The organism is Nitrospiraceae bacterium, assembly GCA_019637075.1.
Taxonomy (GTDB): domain Bacteria; phylum Nitrospirota; class Nitrospiria; order Nitrospirales; family Nitrospiraceae; genus JAHBWI01.
Genome location: JAHBWI010000002.1, coordinates 136,842 through 155,609 on the forward strand (window position 1 = coordinate 136,842; position 18,768 = coordinate 155,609).

General features: G+C 59.2%; 15 protein-coding genes and 1 pseudogene. All 16 read right to left on the reverse strand.

What is annotated here, in order from left to right; genetic code table 11:
- Window positions 1-13: 13 nt before the first annotated feature.
- The 16 genes and pseudogenes from KF814_04910 to KF814_04985 all read right to left on the reverse strand — a co-directional run bounded on the left by KF814_04910 (window position 14) and on the right by KF814_04985 (window position 18,641).
- Window positions 14-895 carry a class I SAM-dependent methyltransferase gene (locus KF814_04910; GenBank protein ID MBX3235471.1) on the reverse strand — a complete coding sequence of 294 codons (882 nt, stop codon included), beginning with the start codon at window positions 893-895 and terminating at the stop codon, window positions 14-16.
- Window positions 892-2,184 carry an ABC transporter ATP-binding protein gene (locus KF814_04915; GenBank protein MBX3235472.1) on the reverse strand — a complete coding sequence of 431 codons (1,293 nt, stop codon included), beginning with the start codon at window positions 2,182-2,184 and terminating at the stop codon, window positions 892-894. The genes KF814_04910 and KF814_04915 overlap by 4 nt, the downstream gene beginning before the upstream one ends.
- The gene (locus KF814_04920) at window positions 2,184-2,972 is read right to left on the reverse strand and encodes an ABC transporter permease (GenBank protein ID MBX3235473.1); all 789 of its coding nucleotides are present in this window, start codon (window positions 2,970-2,972) and stop codon (window positions 2,184-2,186) included. Before KF814_04920 ends, KF814_04915 begins: the two co-directional genes overlap by 1 nt.
- Complete coding sequence (wecB, locus tag KF814_04925) at window positions 2,969-4,072, reverse strand: UDP-N-acetylglucosamine 2-epimerase (non-hydrolyzing) (protein MBX3235474.1); 1,104 nt, start codon at window positions 4,070-4,072, stop codon at window positions 2,969-2,971. The genes KF814_04920 and wecB overlap by 4 nt, the downstream gene beginning before the upstream one ends.
- A gap of 36 nt (window positions 4,073-4,108) precedes the next feature.
- The gene (locus tag KF814_04930; protein MBX3235475.1) at window positions 4,109-4,879 is read right to left on the reverse strand and encodes an ABC transporter permease; all 771 of its coding nucleotides are present in this window, start codon (window positions 4,877-4,879) and stop codon (window positions 4,109-4,111) included.
- Entirely contained in the window at window positions 4,876-5,832 is a 957-nt protein-coding gene (locus KF814_04935) for an ABC transporter ATP-binding protein (protein MBX3235476.1), read from the reverse strand. The genes KF814_04930 and KF814_04935 overlap by 4 nt, the downstream gene beginning before the upstream one ends.
- A 16-nt stretch (window positions 5,833-5,848) precedes the next feature.
- Window positions 5,849-6,811 carry a hypothetical protein gene (locus tag KF814_04940; GenBank protein ID MBX3235477.1) on the reverse strand — a complete coding sequence of 321 codons (963 nt, stop codon included), beginning with the start codon at window positions 6,809-6,811 and terminating at the stop codon, window positions 5,849-5,851.
- Window positions 6,808-8,955: an O-antigen ligase family protein gene (locus KF814_04945; protein MBX3235478.1), complete on the reverse strand. Its 2,148-nt coding sequence runs from the start codon at window positions 8,953-8,955 to the stop codon at window positions 6,808-6,810. The genes KF814_04940 and KF814_04945 overlap by 4 nt, the downstream gene beginning before the upstream one ends.
- Before the next feature lie 617 nt (window positions 8,956-9,572).
- Window positions 9,573-9,692, reverse strand: a pseudogene (locus tag KF814_04950) (prepilin-type N-terminal cleavage/methylation domain-containing protein).
- 393 nt (window positions 9,693-10,085) lie between these two features.
- Window positions 10,086-10,589: a prepilin-type N-terminal cleavage/methylation domain-containing protein gene (locus KF814_04955; protein MBX3235479.1), complete on the reverse strand. Its 504-nt coding sequence runs from the start codon at window positions 10,587-10,589 to the stop codon at window positions 10,086-10,088.
- Between the two features lie 224 nt (window positions 10,590-10,813).
- Window positions 10,814-11,353, reverse strand: coding sequence for a prepilin-type N-terminal cleavage/methylation domain-containing protein (locus tag KF814_04960; protein ID MBX3235480.1), 540 nt, complete (start codon window positions 11,351-11,353; stop codon window positions 10,814-10,816).
- Window positions 11,354-11,438: 85 nt separating this feature from the next.
- The gene (locus KF814_04965; protein ID MBX3235481.1) at window positions 11,439-13,298 is read right to left on the reverse strand and encodes a tetratricopeptide repeat protein; all 1,860 of its coding nucleotides are present in this window, start codon (window positions 13,296-13,298) and stop codon (window positions 11,439-11,441) included.
- A gap of 84 nt (window positions 13,299-13,382) precedes the next feature.
- Window positions 13,383-14,738, reverse strand: coding sequence for a replicative DNA helicase (gene dnaB, locus KF814_04970; protein MBX3235482.1), 1,356 nt, complete (start codon window positions 14,736-14,738; stop codon window positions 13,383-13,385).
- Entirely contained in the window at window positions 14,735-15,856 is a 1,122-nt protein-coding gene (hisZ, locus tag KF814_04975; GenBank protein ID MBX3235483.1) for an ATP phosphoribosyltransferase regulatory subunit, read from the reverse strand. Before hisZ ends, dnaB begins: the two co-directional genes overlap by 4 nt.
- 18 nt (window positions 15,857-15,874) lie before the next feature.
- Window positions 15,875-17,467 (reverse strand): phosphoglycerate dehydrogenase, encoded by a 1,593-nt coding sequence (gene serA, locus KF814_04980; GenBank protein MBX3235484.1) that lies wholly within the window; start codon window positions 17,465-17,467, stop codon window positions 15,875-15,877.
- Between the two features lie 28 nt (window positions 17,468-17,495).
- Complete coding sequence (locus KF814_04985; protein ID MBX3235485.1) at window positions 17,496-18,641, reverse strand: alanine--glyoxylate aminotransferase family protein; 1,146 nt, start codon at window positions 18,639-18,641, stop codon at window positions 17,496-17,498.
- Between the last annotated feature and the right edge of the window lie 127 nt (window positions 18,642-18,768).

Below are 18,768 nucleotides of genomic sequence, written 5' to 3' on the forward strand. Positions count from 1 at the left end.
GGTTCAAATCGGATTAGCGCTCTGCCTGTTCGGCTGACAGAGGACGCAGTTCAAAGACCATGTGAAAGGGAGGATACATCCGGAGCCAAAGCCAATCCCGCTTCGGGAACTCGGCCAGTTGCTTCCAATACCATCGCCAGTAGGCGTATTGGATGCGTCGAGGCAGCCGCCACTTCCAGCGCCCCTCGAGGTAGTCAAACAGCACCCAGGCTCGGCGATAGATCCATCGAAGCCACGCAATGGCAGGACCCGGAAGGAGATTCAGGAGTTTTTCGTGCGGCGGACAGGCCACGTTGGGTTCGACACCTCGCCGCCGAACTTCCTCGAATCCCTGGAACAGGGATCGGACGACTTCGTCCGTAAACGAGCGCAAATGTGCAAACTCATAGGCACCGGGATCCTTGCCATACTTGGTGATATCTTCCTCCCAGGGCACCAGCACGTAGAAGCGGCCGCCCGGCGCCAGTACCCGCCTGACCTCCTGCACCACGGCAGACGGATCCAGCACATGTTCGAGCACCCCGGTGCATACCACCACGTCAAACACCGCCGGCTCGAACGGGAGGTGCTCCCCGTCGGCTTGCACCGCAGCATGCTCTTTCGCGCGAGCCACACGTAGATAGGGCCCCGCGAGGTCGGCGCAGACACGCGCCTTTGCCCGTCCCAAGCTATCCAACAGCAGACCCTGAGCAGAGCCCACATCCAGCACACGCTTTCCCCGAGCATCACCGATCCAGCTGAGGAGAGGCAGGTTCCGCGCATCCTTACCGGATTCCAGCGGCTGAACCAGATCGTCGCTGGCAATTTTGTCGTAGCATCGGCGATAGCGGTCCTTGAGCAGAGGCTCCGTCTCCGCCGAAACCTGATCGACTTGCGCCTGCGACTTGCCGATCATCGCGCCACCTGTCGCTTACCCTGTTCCTGCTCTTCGAGCGATGTCCAGCGAACGGGGTGCCTGAGCACACCGAGATCCAGCGCGATCCCAAGCGGTTGGCGGACCGTGAATGTCTGGGGGCGGTGCCAGATGGCGAGATGTTGCGGGCTCACCGGATCGTTCAGGTCGAGCGAGGCATACATCCCGATGGCGACGGTGTAATCACCAGGCCCGATCAGACAGGGAGCGAATTGCACTTCGATCGAGCCGATACCTTCATGAATCCGGAAGTACACCTCATCAAGAGAGGAAATGACGTTGGTCACCGTGATCCCATCCGAGCGAAACACGGAAAGCGTGACGACGACGCGCTCTAACGATACGCGGGCCCGATAGGTGATCCGAACGGTGAGCGGGTCCCCCATCGTCACCATCGTCGTAGGCTTGCGAGCCCGATCAACAAACTCTACTTCCGCAACCTCCACGGCTGCTTGTTGGCGGAGCGCTGCCGTCTGGTCATGCGGCACCGTACCGGATCCGCTCCCGGCCAGCGACTTTCGATCCTGCTCCGCCTGCACCGCATGGGTGTAGGCCATGATGACTTCCAGCGGTGCTCCGTCTGACGCGACTCGCCCTCCGTCGATCCAGATACAACGTGAACACAACCGCAGCAGCGTGGCGTTGTCATGGGACACGAGAATCGTGGTACGACCTTCCTTTTGGAATTGCCGGAATCGGCGGAGGCACTTCGAAAAGAAGTACGCGTCTCCGACGCCCAGAATCTCATCGATGATCTGGATATCGGCCGGCAAACAGGTGGCCACCGAAAAGGCCAGCCGCATGTACATGCCCGACGAGTAGGTCCGCACCGGCTGATGAATGAAGTCGCCCAGTTCGGAGAACTCCACAATGTCGTCGTAAAACGCCCTCATGGCGGCATGGTCAAATCCCAGATACAGACCACTCGCGAAAATATTCTCATGTCCGGTCAGGTCGGGATGAAATCCCGTGCCGAGTTCAAGGAGCGCCGCGACCTGCCCGTGACGCAGGATTTCCCCGCCGGTCGGCTGGCTGGTTCCGGCCAACAACTTCAGCAACGTGCTCTTCCCTGCACCATTGCGGCCGACGATCCCAACCGTACTGCCCCGCTCGATCTCAAACGACACACCCTTCAGCGCCCAATGCTCGGGAGCATCGTTTCGTTGCGGGCTTCTCCCCAGCCCAAGAAATTCGAGCGCGCGGGAGCCCGTCGTCCGATGCAGACGATACATTTTGGAAACGTCTGTGACGGCCAACGCGACGGTAGCCATTACAGCAAGTCCGGAAGCGTTCGCTTCAGTCGCATGAAATAGTCGTAGCCCAGATGGAACAGCAGAATCGCCACCGCGCCGAACGCGGCCAGTCCGACAAACTGAGGATGCTTGCCGAACAACACCACATCCCGATAGCCGTCGATCACAATAGAAAGAGGGTTGAGACCGATGGCCCAGTCCAGACCGTGCGGCACCATCTGAGATGTATAGGCAATCGGCGAAATGAACATTAGGAGGACCATGGCAAGCCGGAGAATCTGCGACAGATCCCGGATCAGTATATTGATGCAGGAGAGCACCCAGACGAGCCCGATCGTGAAGACCGCCTGGGCCGCCAGGAGACCGGGCAGCCAGATGAGGCTGACGCCGAGGTGGCCGCGCAAGCCCATGACCAGCAGCAAGATGCTGGTGCCGATGAGTTGCCCCGCCATGCCGGAACAGACGGCAGTCACCGGTATCAATTCCATCGGGAACAATTGCCCCTTCATCAGATTGCGATGCGCCAACACGGAATTGGTTCCGCCGGTAATGCCTTCGGAAAACCCCAACCACGGCAAGAGACCGCACGTGACGAGCACGGCGTAGTCGACGGCGCTGAGTCCGGGATTCGGCTGTACACGCAAAATGGATCCGAACACCACGAGGTAGCTGCAGAGAATGAGGGCCGGTCCCAGCAGCATCCACGCCAAACCGAGGCGAGATCCTGCGTAGCGCACCCGAAAATCAAGCAGCACTAAGTGCCAAATCAAACGCCGATGTTGCAGGAGGATGCGAAACCCGTTCATCGCTTCGTCCCCAGGTATCCGGCGACAATGTCCACGACCGTCTCCCCCGCCCGACCGTTCCCGTAGGGCCGGGGCGCCTCATTGAGTGCCTGCGCAAGCACATCGCGGCAGGAAGAGACAATCCTGTCATGCTCGGTGCCTGCCAAACGATTCCATCCCGCCTCCACCGTCTCGACCCATTCAGTCTCGTGTCGCAGGGTCACGCAGGGCACTTTCAGGAACAATGCTTCTTTTTGCAATCCGCCGGAATCGGTGAGAACGATCTTGGCATCACGCATCAGTTGCAACATCTCCAGATAGGGCAACGGTTCGGTCGCTCGTACGTGCGGGGGCCACCGCAACGGGACGCGATCCAGCATCGCTTTGGTTCTCGGATGAATGGGAAACACGATCGGCAGGTTCAGGCTCTCGACCGCGGCCAGAATCATCTCCACTGTGCTTCGGTCATCGACATTTTCGGCACGATGGAGGGTCAAGACCCCATAGGAACCGGGAGTAAGGCCCAGCCGTTCGCAACAACGAACCTCCACGTCCCCGCGCCTCAGATGGAACAGCACCGAGTCATACATGACGTCCCCCGCCACATGAACCCCGGCGGTGATGCCTTCCTGACTCAGATTCTTGCGCGCACGTTCGGAGGGACACAGCAACAGCGTCGATACGTGATCGACGAGGACGCGGTTGATTTCTTCCGGCATGGCACGGTTATAGCTCCGCAAGCCCGCCTCCACGTGGGCGATCGGAATATGCAGCTTGCTCGCCGCCAAAGCACCAGCCAGCGTGGAATTCGTATCCCCATACACCAGGACGAGATCCGGCCGCTCCTGCTGCATAACCCGTTCGAGGCTTTCCAGCATCCGTCCGGTCTGTTGTCCGTGCGGGCCGGATCCGACGGCGAGTTGATGCGCAGGCGGAGGAATCTCGAGTTCACGGAAAAACACGGCCGACATATTCTCGTCGTAATGCTGGCCGGTGTGAACGAGGACCTCGGACAACTCGGTCTTACCGCCGGCCTGTCTGTTCCAAGCGGCGATCGCGCGCGACACGACGGCCGCTTTCACGAATTGAGGCCGTGCTCCGACGACAGTAAGGATCTTCATGGCCGCGCCATTCTGGTCCGAACCGATCGCATGGCGTCAGAAATCCCGGCGCCGGAAGATCGCACAGGCCGACACAACCAGCAACGACGCGTAGATCAGTCCATAACCTGTGGCAAGCACCTGATAATTCCACGAGATCGGAATGCCCGTTGCCGCCTGCCCCTTGATATTGAAGGCCTCGAGGTTAGGGCACAGGTAGTACCAGGCCGTCATGAACCACGTACTCAGTTCGTTTTGACTTTTCTCCGCGATGCCCTTCATGTCGGCCGTCAAGTGCCCGCTCACATAGATCCCGAGCGTCATGATGGCGCTGAGCGTCGAGGAACTGAACGTCGAAAAGAACAGGGCTATCGCGGTCACGAGCAGCAATTCAACGAAGATCAATTCGATCGCCTGAAAGAGCGACACCTGAATCGGTACGCGATAGAGCCAGAGCGTCATAAAGAACACCGCCGTCATCACGGCCAGGTTTACCGACAGCGTAATCATCAACCCAAAGTATTTGCCCACGATGAACTGGGCGCGGCTGATCGGTCTGGCCATGATGGTAAATACGGTCCGCCGCTCGATTTCCTTGCTGACCAACCCGATCCCGACAAAGACGGCAATCATCACGCCGCCGAGATTGATTGCGGCCAAGCCCATGTCCTTGATGATCTTGTGGTGTTCCATGATGGTCAGATCGGCCAACAGCACCGAGGCACCCATGAGCATCACGGCAAACAACAGGAGGTTGTAGAGGATCTTGTCCCGCAGATTTTCCCGAAACGTATTCAAACCGATAACCAGAATTGGACGCATGCTCATGCTCCCACCGCCGCTTTGAGAACCGGCGGATTGCCTGCTTGCTCAAAGAACAACTCCTCGAGAGAGCCCTTCTGCGGCGTGATGGAGACAAGCTTCCCGCCCTGAGATCGAATCATTCCCACCGCCTCATCGAGATGGTCAGGGCCCGGCAGCACTGCCAAGGAATGGCGGCCGCGCTGAACGATCTTCTCGGCCAGTTTTGCAAGACCCGGCATTCGCTCCGGCCCCGCGCCCTCCCAGACAATTTCCACGGATTGGGTGTGAGCATGCCCCACCAGTTCATCAACCCGTCCCATCGCCAACAACCGGCCTTTCATCACGACGCCGACTCGATCGCAAATCATTTCCACGTCGGGGATGATATGGCTGCTGAAGAATACCGTCTTGCCCTGTTCCCGCAATTGAAGGATCAGATCCCTCACCTGCTTCCGTCCCAAGGGATCGAGCCCCGACATGGGTTCGTCCAGGATGACGAGTTCCGGATCGTGGATGATCGCCTGAGCCAAGCCGACGCGCTGCAGCATGCCCTTGGAAAACTTTCTGAGCTGCCGATGCTCGGCATGCGCAAGGCCGACTGAATTGAGCAATTCGCCGACCCGGTGGTGCAAAGACATACCGGAAAGCCCGGCCAGTTCGCCGTAGAACGTGAGGAACTCGCGCGCCGTGAGATAGTCATAGAAATACGGCGACTCCGGCAGGAAACCGATCCGCTTGCGCACCTCGACGTCTCCGGCCGGCGCGCCCAAGATTTCGATTTGCCCCCCGTCAGCCCGCATCAATCCCATCAAGATCTTGAGGGTCGTGGTCTTACCGGCACCGTTCGGTCCGAGAAATCCGAAGATTTCTCCCCTTGCGACGTCCAGTGACAATCCATCGAGCGCCGTTACCGGCGGGCGCCCGGGCCAGCCGGACTTGTATGCTTTCATCAGTCCTTCAATACGAATTGCGTCCATCACATCCCTCGCAGTGTCAGGATTTCCCCGCCGGGGTCGGCGGCGGAATGAGACCGGGACCTTGGACCGGCGGACTCTGCTTGACCGTTTGGCAATCGACGTGCCGGTGTACCTGCAGCCGCTCGCTCAGACCAGGATCGGACACCCGCCCGGTAGGAGCCTCCAACACATAGGGTTCTCCGAACGGCGAGCGCGGCACCTCGTTGATGATCTCGCCCGTCACAAGGTCTTCCAACTTCGCGGGAGACTTGCCGTGCTGCGCCCGGTACCGACGCACCCCTTCTTCCAGAAATCGAATATCCCGCTCGGAGACCACTTCCTTGATGCGCTGGACCAACGCCTCGCGCATACGCTCATCCTTGGTCTGTTCCGTCATACGCGCAAGGAATTCCAGCGCAGCTTCCGGGTCTCCACCTTCCACCGTCATACGAGCAGCGAGTTTCGGCAGGTAGTCGGGCGCGCCGGGCAACAGGGATGCCTGACGAAAGTACTGCGCGGCTTTGGTCGGGTCGCAGAGTTCGTAGTAGTAGTCGTAGCCGATGACGAACGGCAGTTGCCACATCTCCGGATTGTGCCGCATGCCCTTCTCGAGAATGGCAATGCTCTCCTTCACCTGACCGGACCACACGCCCAGGATTGTTCCCGCCGCGTAGTAAGCCATCGCGAACTTCGGGTCGAGATCGGTCAAGACATCCACCGCGTGATAGGCCCAACGATATCCGGCCCTGGTCTGTTTGCGTTCACCGAACTGATAGACCGCCTTCAGCCAGATTACGTCTGCCGCGATTTGGCGATACCCCAGCACGGCCACACGCAGATACTCTCCCTTGGGAAGATATTCGAGTTCGAGCGCCCGATGGGCGGCCGGCCGTTCCCGCTCGACAAAGCTCAGCGCAATGGGCGCCAAGGCACCCAGCGCAAGTAGCAAGAACAGCGTCAGCCGTGTCACGACAGGAATGAGGGGCTTCGCGGATTTCATGACACTGGGCCTCCTCGCTCCAGCCTGGCCTTCAACCCCGCGATGTCTGCGGAAAGATAGAGGGTCTCGAGTTCATTCTTCGGCATGGCGGCATATCGACGCTGACGATCCTGAATTTCCTGAAATTCTCGCCGCGCCTGCTCGCGATCAGCCGGAGATTCGCTGGTCAGATAGGCCTGGACGAGCCACGCGCGCGCCGGCAGAAAATTTGGCTCCATGGCCGAAGCCTGCGCCACTTCCTCAATCCCTCGCTGACGCTCCCCCAAGCTCCAATACAGACGTCCCAATTCGAGACGATGCATCGCGACGAACGGCTCCAGCGTGCGGGCCACCTGATACGCTTCCACCGCACTTCGCCGCAACGATTCACGCTTGAGTTCGACGCCTTGCCCCGTCTGCATCGCATCGGCCAACGAGGCATACAGGTGGCCCAGAAGACCCTGCAGCCGACCATCCAGGGGATTGCACCTGATGGCGTCGGTCAATTCATCAGTGGCTCGCTGCGCATCGTCACCGGAACCGGTTTGCCGGAACCGTTGGAAGTGGGCTGCGGCTAAAGCACTGTGGTACAGGGCCTTGTCTACGTCGATCCGAATGGCCGAACGGTAGTGTTCCATCGCCGCATCCAACTGCCCGGCGCGTTGCGCCTGTGCCCCCTGCTCAAACGCCATCCAGGCGGTTCCGGTTTGGATGGCGCCCGCAGCAAGCCAGAGCAACGACACCGCTCCTCCCACGAGCCACCCATGATGCGTCGGGTGCCCCAGCGAGGGCAAGGAGACCGCGCGCGCGGCCGCGAGACTCTGCGCGTTGAAGAGCACCGCCAGGCACAAGACCAAGAGGATGGCAATCGCCGGCTCATGCAGGTTGGAGTCGACCGCTGCATGGGCCAGCAGACTGACGGCGGCACCGGCAACCCCCACGAGCAGGCCGCGATGCATACGTGACAGGCGTAGACGCAACGCCGCGAAGCCTGCCTGTCCCACACGTATCAGGCCCCAACAGAACAACAGCAACCCGGGAATGCCCAGCTCCACGCCGATCTGGAGGTACTCATTGTGCGGGGTCTGGGCCACTTTTCCGTAGCGGGCGATCTCGCCCTCAACCGGAAAGGCATGCTGCGGGTAGATGTATTGATACAGTCCGAGACCGATTCCGAACGGATGTTCCGCAATGATGTGACCAGCCTGCATCCACATGTTCATTCGAGCATAGGCGACCGGATTGATGGCATGCTCAGCTTCGAATCGCGACCGAAGGGGATTGGGAATGAGCAGCAACCCGATCAAGAGTGCAACCACAATGGCCAGGCCGCGGACGCGATACCGCCCCAGCAGCACGACCGCCGTCCCCGCCGACAACGCCATCACAGCCCCACGAGAGCCGGTGATGACCATCGCGGAGAGCATCACGAGCACAGCTACCGCCCACAGTGCAGTGAGGCTCCACGACAATCGCCCCCCGCTACCCAGCACACCCCGTCCGCCATGCGGATCGCCCGCATACATGGTGGCCAGACAGGATCTACCACCTTTCTTCGCGAACAGGCCCATTGCCAGCGTCATGACTCCGATGGCTGCCAGATAGCCGGAGAGAAAGTTGGGGTTGAAGAATGTGCCGCTTGGACGCAACTGATTGAGCCAGCCAAATTGATAGAGGGCCCACACGGATTCACCGACTCCCGCCGCCACGAGCCATAGCACGACACTCCTCACATGGTTCCATCGGGTCAGGCAAAAGACAATGAAATAGAACAATGCCGCATAGAGCAGGAGCACCATCAACCATTGACGGCTTTGATGGACGTTCGGAGACGTGAACGCCGAGAGCCCCGCGACCGTGAGAAAACCTAGCGCAGGCATCAACCATGACGCCTGGCGGACGGGCAAGGGGGCGCCGTGCCCCATCGACCAGAGACAAGCCAATCCCATCCCGACGATGAGGAGCCGAATGACCATCACGGCCAGATGCGTCGTTCCTCCGTCCAGTAGAGGGGCAAATGCGAGGAGCGCCGCCAACAGCAGCAACGGAGTCCGCCGAGAGATCGATGGGATCGCGACCTCCTGCTGAGGAGCCGTCGGCTTCAGGGACACTCCTTCCCTTGGAAGAGCCTGAATGGCCTTCTCAAGGCTCGAAGCCTTATTCACGGAACGATTCTCCTCTCGATCGAGTTCGATCGATGCACAGGGGTTTTCGGCTTTGAAATGACTGTTGAAGCGGTGGCCTGGAAGGCAACGAAGGGGTCAGAAGAAGAGTAGCATCGGTCGGCGGTCAGTCAATAAAAAAGCGCGAAGTCTGAGTGGCGCAGGCTGTCCTACTCCACCCAGACTTCGCTCAGAGGGCCCGAGGCTGCTTAGATCACGACGTCGTCGTTATCGGCAGTCTGCAGGTTCTGCTTGATGTCGTTCACGTGCCACTGGTCGATCGTGGGATCGTTGTCCAGGTTCGCAACCGCGGTGGCCGTGAAGCCCGGGGTCGCAGAGTTACCGGCCTGATTGTTCGCCACAATCGCCGTTGGACCCTGGCCATCGGCAGCCAACAGACCGACACCAGCCTGCAACCGGTCCACGTTGTTGGTGTTGGTGCTGTTACCACCACCACCGACCGCCGTGGTCGCGGCGCCGCTACGATAGGTGTAGCGGTTGCCGGCACCGGCCAACGCATAACCGATCTGCGTGAAGTTCCCGTACATGGATTGTTCGCCATAGTACGAGGTCTGCGCGACGAACACACCACCCAGGTTGGTCTTGGCTTCCGCCTGGCGAGACTTCGCCTGGTAGCGCAAGAAGTTGGGGATGGCAATGGCCGCCAAGATACCGATGATCGCAACCACGATCATCAACTCGATGAGGGTGAAACCTTTTTGACCTTTGAACAACTTCATGACGTCTCCTCCCTTGTTAATAAGCTCCTGCCTGTCTTTCGACCGTGGGATATGTTCGATTCCCTGCCCGGTAGTTGAGCATGATCCATGCCACTTTGGCTGAGCCTGGAAGCACCCTCCAAAACCCTGTACTTCCAATATGTTCTGCATCGATACGGATTTGCCGGCATTGGAGAAGACGCGGTTCTTTCCGATTTCTGTTCGGAACAGGCAAAGATTGGCACCCCTTGCACTCTGATTGAACATTGATGCGACTGAATCCTCTGGAGGTGGGGCGCCGGCACAGGATGAATGAGGGCTGCCGCCGGCAACCCGACACCTGTGGCCGAGGCGTGAGCAGTTGTGAAACTGTGGTAAATGGAACGCAGTGGAGGCCGGAGGACGGATCAGCCGTTACCGAGCGTCGTTCTGGTCGGCAGACTGCAAATTCTGCTTGATGTCGTTGACATGCCAGGCATCCACGACCAGGTCGCCGTCAAGGTTCGCGGTGGCTACAGCGGTGAATCCTGGAATCGGGACAGCGGCGATGCCGGATGGGACGATCGGGTTTTGCCCCATGTCGATACCGACGCCCGGCAACAGAAGATCGACGTTGACCGTCGTACCGGGGCCGACACGGTAGGCATACCGATTTTGTGTTCCTGCCAGCGCGTAGCCGATTTGGGTGAAGTTTCCGAAAACAGTCTGTTCCCCGTAGTAGGTCGTCTCACTGACGTAGATCGCCGAGAGATTGGTCCGTGCCTCACTCTGCCTGGATTGCGCTTGGTACCGGAGAAAATTGGGAATGGCTAAAGCCGAAACGATCCCCAGAATCGCCACGACGATCAAGAGTTCGACGAGCGTGAAGCCCGCATCGCTTCGACCTCTGGATTGAACGGACCGTCTCTGTACGCACATGAGCCACTCCTCCCTCACGAAACCCATAGGCACAGGCCATGCCACACTGCATCGCAAATCCTCGGCAGGTCTATTTATGACGACTTGTCGAGCACTTAGCTTTTTCATGCCCCTACCATTTTTCTTGCGAGTGACAACGGTCTGCCGCGATGTGACCGCGAAACTTGGGCCGATGCGGGCCGAAAATTGGCACTTGCGATTAGGTGCCTGCCCATAGCAGGCGCCTATTGATTGACATCGTTCACGTCAAAGGCTCCGGTATCAGGCGGAATTTCACTCACATGCCATTGGTCTACCGTAGGATCGCTGTCCAGGTTCGCAGTGGCAGTGACAGTGAAGCTCGTGGCACTGGACGCCGCTGCAAATATGGTGTTGTCCGGGGTCACGAGCCCAATTCTGGCAGGAATCATCTCAATGACGCCTGTCGGGGTGCCGGCTCCGGTAGTCTGTTCGCTTCGATAGGTATAGCGATTGGTCGAGCCTTCTATTTTGAAACCAGTCTCATTGAAGTTGGAAAATCGCTTGTGATCCGCATAATAGGCCAGCTCTGTCACGAACACGCCGCGCAGATTCATCATCACTTCCGCCTGCTGGCTGCGCGCTCGATACCGCCCGAACGCCGTAAGCGCCAAGACCGCCAGCAGCGAAATGATCCCGATGGCAATCATCAATTCGACGATGGTGAAACCTCGGGCGCCAGCCAAGACCGCGCGGGTTCTGCGCGCAGACCGAGAGACAACCGGTATGTATAAGAGCTTGACCATGAGCGCTTGTTGGGCAGAACAATCCGCACCGGTTAGTGCCGGTTACTGCACCGACTGAACTCAAAGATAGCAGATATTTAGGAAGTTACTGATGGGAAGGAGCCGGCTTCTGGTCGGAAACGCGTTGCATGGCTTGGCGAATACGGTCTTCTTTTGTCGGATCCCCCAAACCCAATTCGCGGAACCGCTGCATGAGCTTGTTGTTGGAGGGATCTAATTCGAGGGAATGGACAAGGGCCTCGCGGCCCTCCGAAACCTGCTGTTGTTTCAAGTAAATTTCGCCGAGGTGTTCGTAAATGACGGGGTCGTCTCCCACAAGGCTGACAGCGCGTTTGATCTCGGCCAAGGCTTCAGCCAGTAGACCTTTCTTGAAGAAGGCCCAGCCGAGGCTATCCACGTAATACCCGTTGGTCGGCCGGAGGGCAACCGCCTGTTTGGTCAGCGAAATCGCCTCCTCGATCCTGACCCCACGCTCTGCATAGCTATAGCCAAGGTAATTGAGAGCATCCGCATGGTGGGGATCCAGTTTGAGGGCGGACTCCATCGACTTCACGACATCCTCGAACCGATTGAGCTTGTCATATACTGTGCCGGCATTGAAGTGAAGATCCGGATTCTCCGGGTTGTGACGAATTCCCTCGAGAAACGCCTCCAGCGACGGCTCATACTGCTCTGTCTGGAAATAGGACAAGCCCAATACGATATGGGCTTCCGGCTGCTTGGGATTGAGTCGGCTCGCCTCCCGAAGATGTTGCGCCGCCTCTGCATATTGCTTCAATCGATATTGCAACACCCCCAGATGCAGGTGCCCTTCGAAGTAGGACGGCTCGAGCTTCAAGTTGAAGCTGTACGCTTCGACGGCTTTGGGATAGTCCTTCATCTCTTCATAGAGATAACCAAGGTAATCCCGGACCTTGAGCTCGGTCGGCCGCACAGTCAGAATATGATTGAGCCGCTCGATGGCTTGGGGATAATTCCTCAGCTCTCCCTGAATCAACCCCACTCGCAGTTGCGCATCCAAATCACCGGGATCTTCCGCCAAAATGCCTTCGAGTTCCTGAAGGGCCTCCTGATGGCGCTTCATCATGACTTGCAGACGGATGAGGTGATGCCGGATCTCTCGGTTCTTGGGGTTCACGCCCTGCAGATATCGCTTGTAGATGGCGATCGCCTTTTCCCGCTCCTGGCTAGCCTCGTACACCGAACCCAGGGCAACATAGGCCGGCTCAAAGGCTGGATTGAGCGTGAGGGCCTGCTCGAAGTGCGGGATGGCCTTCGGTAACTCCTTCGCTTCCACCGCAATCCGCCCAAGATAGTAGTAGCCTACGGCCGAATCGGGAGTCGCCTTGATCCCGCTCCGGACCGTTTCTTCGGCCTCCGGAAAGCGCTTCTGGTTGGCCAGCAGCAAACCCTTGGCGAAGTAGTGTTCGCTGCGCTGCGGCTCTTGTTCGATCGCACGATTGAACAGCTGTAATGCGCGATCCGGCTTCCCGGCCGCGGAATACATGCCGCCCAATTGCCCGAGCACCTGCGCATCCAACCCGGGGGCATCCGCGATTTCATCGGCATATTTCACCGCAGTCGGCACATCGCCCAGGGCAAAGTGGAGGACGGACAGTCGGGACTTGAGATAGTTCGAGGATGGGTCGACTTGAAGCGCCGCCTGGTATTCCTTGACCGCCCGCTCCGGCTCCTGATCCAGCTCGGCCTGGTATCCCAGCATAAAATGGTACGAGGCTCGGGAATCGGAAGAGGACGGCAAGGTGCGGGGGGAAACCGGTGCAACGTTCGGAATGGTCGGCGGAGGAACCGCCTTGGGAGTCGGCGCGTTGCTGCAGGCAGTCGTCACGCAGGACAGCAGCGCCAGTCCGACGGCGACTGCCCCCCTCACACTCGTGACCGATGCGACGGACGGCAACCGGTACTCATCGGATGATCGTTGCACAGTTTCAGCTCTATTCGCAGGAGTCGCGCCCGGGGAAAACAATTGGAATTCTTTGGAGATTATACAGATTGGGGAAAGTGAGCGTCAAACGGCCTCGCGATTCTCCAAGCTCTCAAACTTTGCAAAACGATCGTGGAAAAACAGCTCGCGTTTACCGATCGGACCGTTTCTGTGCTTACTCACCAGGATGTCCGCGATGCCCTTCCGTTCGGTGGCTGGTTCGTACACCTCTTCCCGGTAAATAAACATCACGACATCGGCGTCTTGTTCGATCGCGCCGGATTCCCGAAGATCGGCCAGCATGGGAATCGGCGGCTTTCTATTTTCCACGGCACGGCTGAGCTGCGACAGCGCAATCACCGGTACGTTCAGTTCCTTCGCAAGGCTTTTCAGGGAACGGGAGATATCTGAGATCTCCTGCTGACGCGATTCGGCGTCGCTACGCCCCTGCATCAATTGGAGGTAGTCGACGATGATCAGATCGAGTCCCCGCTCGGCCTTCAGCCGGCGAGCCTTGCCGCGCATCTGCTGCACCGTCACGGCGCCCGAGTCATCGATGAAGATCGGCGCCTGCTCTAACTTCCCGGCCGCCTCCGCCAACCGCCACCAATCTTCCTTCTGCAATTTTCCGGTCCTCAGCGCATGGGAGTCCACGCGCGCCTCGGACGCCAACATTCTGAGGACGAGCTGTGGCTTGGACATTTCTAAGCTGAAAATGCCCACGACCGTGCCGGCGTGCAATGCCGCATGCTGCGCCATTCCGAGGGCCAGACTGGTCTTCCCCATGCTGGGACGACCGGCGACAACGATCAAGTCGGAGGCCTGCAAACCCGCCGTCAAATCATCCAAATCATAGTAGCCGGTAGGGACCCCGGTCACGCGCTCCTTGCGCTTCGACAGCTTATCGACCACATCAAGGCTTTCCTTGATGATTTGATTGACCGGCGTAAAGGAGCGATCGAGTTTCCCCTGGGCCAAACTGAACACGGACCGTTCCGCAAAATCCAGCAGGTCGTCGACTTTCGACGTGCCGTCGTAGCCTCGAGTAATCACCTCAGTCGAGGTGTGGATCAGCCCGCGCAGCAAAGCCTTGTCCCGTACGATTTTCGAGTGGTAGCGGATATTGGCGGCGGTCGGAACCACCTGAACCAGTTCGGCCAAATAGGCAGCGCCGCCCACCGCTTCCAACTCGGAGCGTGCCCGCAGAGCCTCGGTCAGGGTGATCTGATCGATCACCTCGCCTCGATCCGACAAGTCCAACATCGCTTGGTAAATCTTGCGGTGTGAGGTGCGGTAGAACTCCTCCGCCGTCAGCAGTTCCATGGCCTTCGCCATGGCGCTGTTGTCCAACAGAATGGCGCCGAGCACGGATTGTTCGGCTTCGAGATTTTGGGGAGGCAGTTTAGGATCAGCGAGGTCGGCAGGCGACAGCGGTTTCATGGTCGCGCCCTTCGCGTCGCCCGAGTTTGCGGCGACGCGTGGCCGTTCATTCGATCCAGTGCGGAACCGGTCGCGCCAGAAGTCGCATAGTCGATTGCGCGGAAGAGTCGATCGACGTCTAGCGCAAAGCCGGTCGAAGCCATGGCCCGCCCGAACCGGCCCAAGAGATGATCGTACCGGCCGCCACCGCCGAGTTCGGCGCCGACGCCTCCGGCAAAGACATCGAAGACAATCCCGTCATAGTACTCAAACCCGCGGAATTCGCCCAGGTCGATCAAAACAGAATGACGCTGACCGGTCTTGGACAACCGTTCGTACACGCTGGCCAACCGATCGAGCGCCCCGGTCAACAGGCGATCACGGCCGGCAATTCGCCTGCCCCGCTCGATGACCGTCCGGTCTCCACACAATTCGAGCGCTTCAAGGATCTTGGCCGCTGAGGATTTCGATATCCCCTCGATGCGCAAGAGATCCTCCAGCAACGGCAGGTCTTTCCGAGCCGCCGCTTCTTCGGCCTGCTTCTGGCCCTCCGGCGAAAGCCCGGAGCGCACCAAGAGGCCGTGAAAAAACCCAACATGGCCGACCGTCACCTTGAACGACTTCAGCCCGACCCGCTTCAGGCATTCCATCATCACGGCAAGAATCTCGGCGTCGCCGACCACCCCTTCGACACCCATCAGCTCCGCCCCAACCTGATAGATCTCCCGATCGCGACCGGCGTGTTCCCGTTCGTACCGGAATACGGACGTGCGGTAGCAGAGACGGAGCGGCAGCTCGGCTCCCATCATACCCATGGCGACGGTCCGCGCGATCTGGGCCGTCGCATCCGGGCGAAGCAGCATCAACCGACCGGTCGTACGATCCACCAGCTGGAAGCACTTTTCAATGAGTTCGGATTCAAGCCCCGGGGCAAGGACATCCAGGTACTCGAACATCGGCAAGATGATTTCCTGATAGCCGGCTCGAGCCAGCACGGTCATCAGAGTTTGTTCGAGGTGACGGATCCGCTGCGCGGCGCGAGGGAGAATGGTGCTCATCCCGACGGGAATGAGCGAACGCTCCTGCCTCCCGACTGCAGCGGGGGGCGGAGCGGAAACCTTCGGAGAGGGAACACCCATAGTGGCCTGCCGGGGAGCCTACAGGCCTTTCGACAGGTCCGCGACCTTGACGGAAAGGATGTGTTTGCTCTTCTTGATCTGGTCGAGCACGGCCGTCGGAAGCGGCGCATCCAGGCCGAAGATCTGCAACGCGTGGCCGCCGCGCTCTTCACGCGAACATTGCATGCGAGCGATATTGATGTCGTGATCGCCGAGGACATGGCCGACGTTTCCGATCACGCCCGGACGGTCTTCATTCTGGATCAGCAAGAGATGGCTTTCCGGCACCACTTCAACCTTGAAGCGGTCGATTTCGACGATCCGGGGATCTTTGCGGTTGTATAAGGTCCCCGCGACCTGATGGGACTTTTTGCCTGCTTCCACGCGCACGCGAATCACGCTGGTGAAGTCTCCGGCATCGGTACTCTTGATCTCTTTCACCTCGATCCCGCGTTCCTTCGCCACAATCGGGGCATTCACATAATTGACCGGATCTTCCAGGATCGGGGTCAACAGCCCCTTGAGGACGGCGATGGTCAGGGCGGCAACGGACAGTCCGGCCACCTCGCCACTGTACTCCACGGTCACACGCTCCAACCCACCCTCGAGCAACTGGGCCTGGAGCAAACCGACTCGTTCTGCGAGCGACAAGTAGGGCTGCAGCCGCGGCAGCAGTTCCGGTGATACCGATGGAATATTCACGGCGCCGCGAGCGATGCCTTTGGTGAAGTAATCGACGATCTGTTCGGCGATCCCGACCGCCACATTCTCCTGAGCTTCCGTCGTGGAGGCGCCGATGTGGGGCGAGCAAATGAAATTATCCAGCGACAACAGCGGATTGTCGGCCTTTACCGGCTCATCCTCGAACACGTCGAACGCCGCTGCGGCGACACGCTTGGTTTTCAAGGCTTCGCAGAGGTCGGCTTCATTGACGATGCCGCCGCGCGCGCAATTGGCGATCATCACGCCCGGCTTCATCTTGGCGATGGCCTGGGAGTTAATGATGCCCTTCGTCTCCGGCGTCAGCGGCGTATGGACGGAGATGATATCCGCGCGGCGGAACAGCTCATCGAGGTCCACCATCGTGACGCCCATTTTCTGAGCCCGGTCCTGAGCCAGGTAAGGATCGTACGCAATGACCTGCATACCCACACCCTGCGCGAGTTTCGTCAGATAACCGCCGATCTGGCCGACACCGACAATGCCCAGCGTCTTGTTGTACAGCTCCACGCCCATGAACTTGTCTTTTTCCCACTTCCCGGACTTCGTGGAAGCCGTGGCCTGGGGAATCCGACGGGTCATGGCAAAAATCATCGCCATCGTATGTTCGGCGGTCGTCACGGTGTTGCCGCCGGGCGTGTTCATCACCACGATGCCGCGGCGGGTCGCCGCGGGCGTATCGACATTGTCCAGACCGGACCCCGCACGCCCCACGACCTTGAGCTTGTCCGCGGCCGCGATTACCTCAGCCGTAACCTTGGTGCCCGAGCGAACGATCAACCCGTCCGCATCCTTGATCTCCTTGAGGAGTTCTTCTTTGGGCAATTTGGTTTTGACGATGACCGTGAACCCGGCCTTCTCCAGATGTTCGACGCCTTGCTTCGATAAGCTGTCGCTGACGAGGATTTTCATTGTCGTGGTGCCTTGGATGAAAGTGAATCTACGCCTTGCCCATCAGGATTTCTTGCGCTTTCGCCACACCGCTGCCGAGTTTGACGGGGTGTCCGAGCCCCTTCACCACCATTTCGACGGCCGCCAATGCGGTAATGACGTCAAAACTGTCAATGTAGCCCATGTGCGAGATACGGAAGATCTTACCCTTGAGATGATCCTGTCCGCCCGCCGCGGTCATGCCGTATTGCGTGCGAAGGTTCTTGTAGATCGCCTGTCCATCCACGCCCTGCGGAGCACAAATCGCAGTCAAGGCGTCGCTGGGGCGCTCCTTCGGAAACAGTTCGAGACCTGCGGCCTTGACGCCCTCGCGCATGGCTCTGGCCAACTGCGCATGGCGGGCGAACACGGACTCCAACCCTTCGGTCTTGAGAATGTTGAGCACTTCCTTCAAGCCGATGATCAGCGACACGGCCGGCGTATAGGCGGTCGTGTTCTTCTGTTGGTTGTCTCGCTCTCGCTTGAAATTGAAATAGAACGTCGCGTTCTTGGCCTTCTCAGCCAACCGCCATGCCTTCGAACTGACACTTGCGAAGGCCAACCCCGGAGGAAGCATCAGGGCCTTTTGAGACCCGGTCACCACCACGTCGAGCCCCCACGCATCCGTCTTCAGGTCAAGGACCCCGAGTGCGGTGATGGCGTCCACGACCAGGATGGTGTCTTCATAATTCTTAACGATATCGGCCAGAGCCTTCACATCATGCGCCACGCCGGTCGACGTTTCGCTGGCCTGTACGTATACGGCCTTGATGGAAGGATCCTTCTTGAGTGCATCCGCCACGGCCTGGGGATCCACGGCCTGGCCCCACTCGACCTTCAATTCGGTAACCTGCGCGCCGAACGCCTTACAGAGCTTCGTCCAGCGTTCACCGAACTTGCCTCCGTTGATGGTGAGCGCCTTGTCGCCGGGGGACAAAAAATTTGCGACCGACCCTTCCATGCCGCCGGTACCGGAGGAGGCGAGGATCAGGACATCGCTGGTCGTTTGAAACAACCACTGCAGATCCGCGCGAACCTCGGCGAACAATTTATCGAACTCAGGGGCCCGGTGATGCACCATCGGTCGCGCCATCGCGAGCAAAACTTCCGGCGGAACAGGCGTCGGACCAGGAGCCAATAGATACCGTTTCAGCATGGAACGAACCTCCTCAACTGTGCAGGGCAATCAAGGTCTGAATTGGAAGGGGCGTACGCTACCATAGCCCCTAGTCGGAGTCAAGGTAACGACCTACGGAAGCGCCTATGTTTTCAGCCAGTTCACG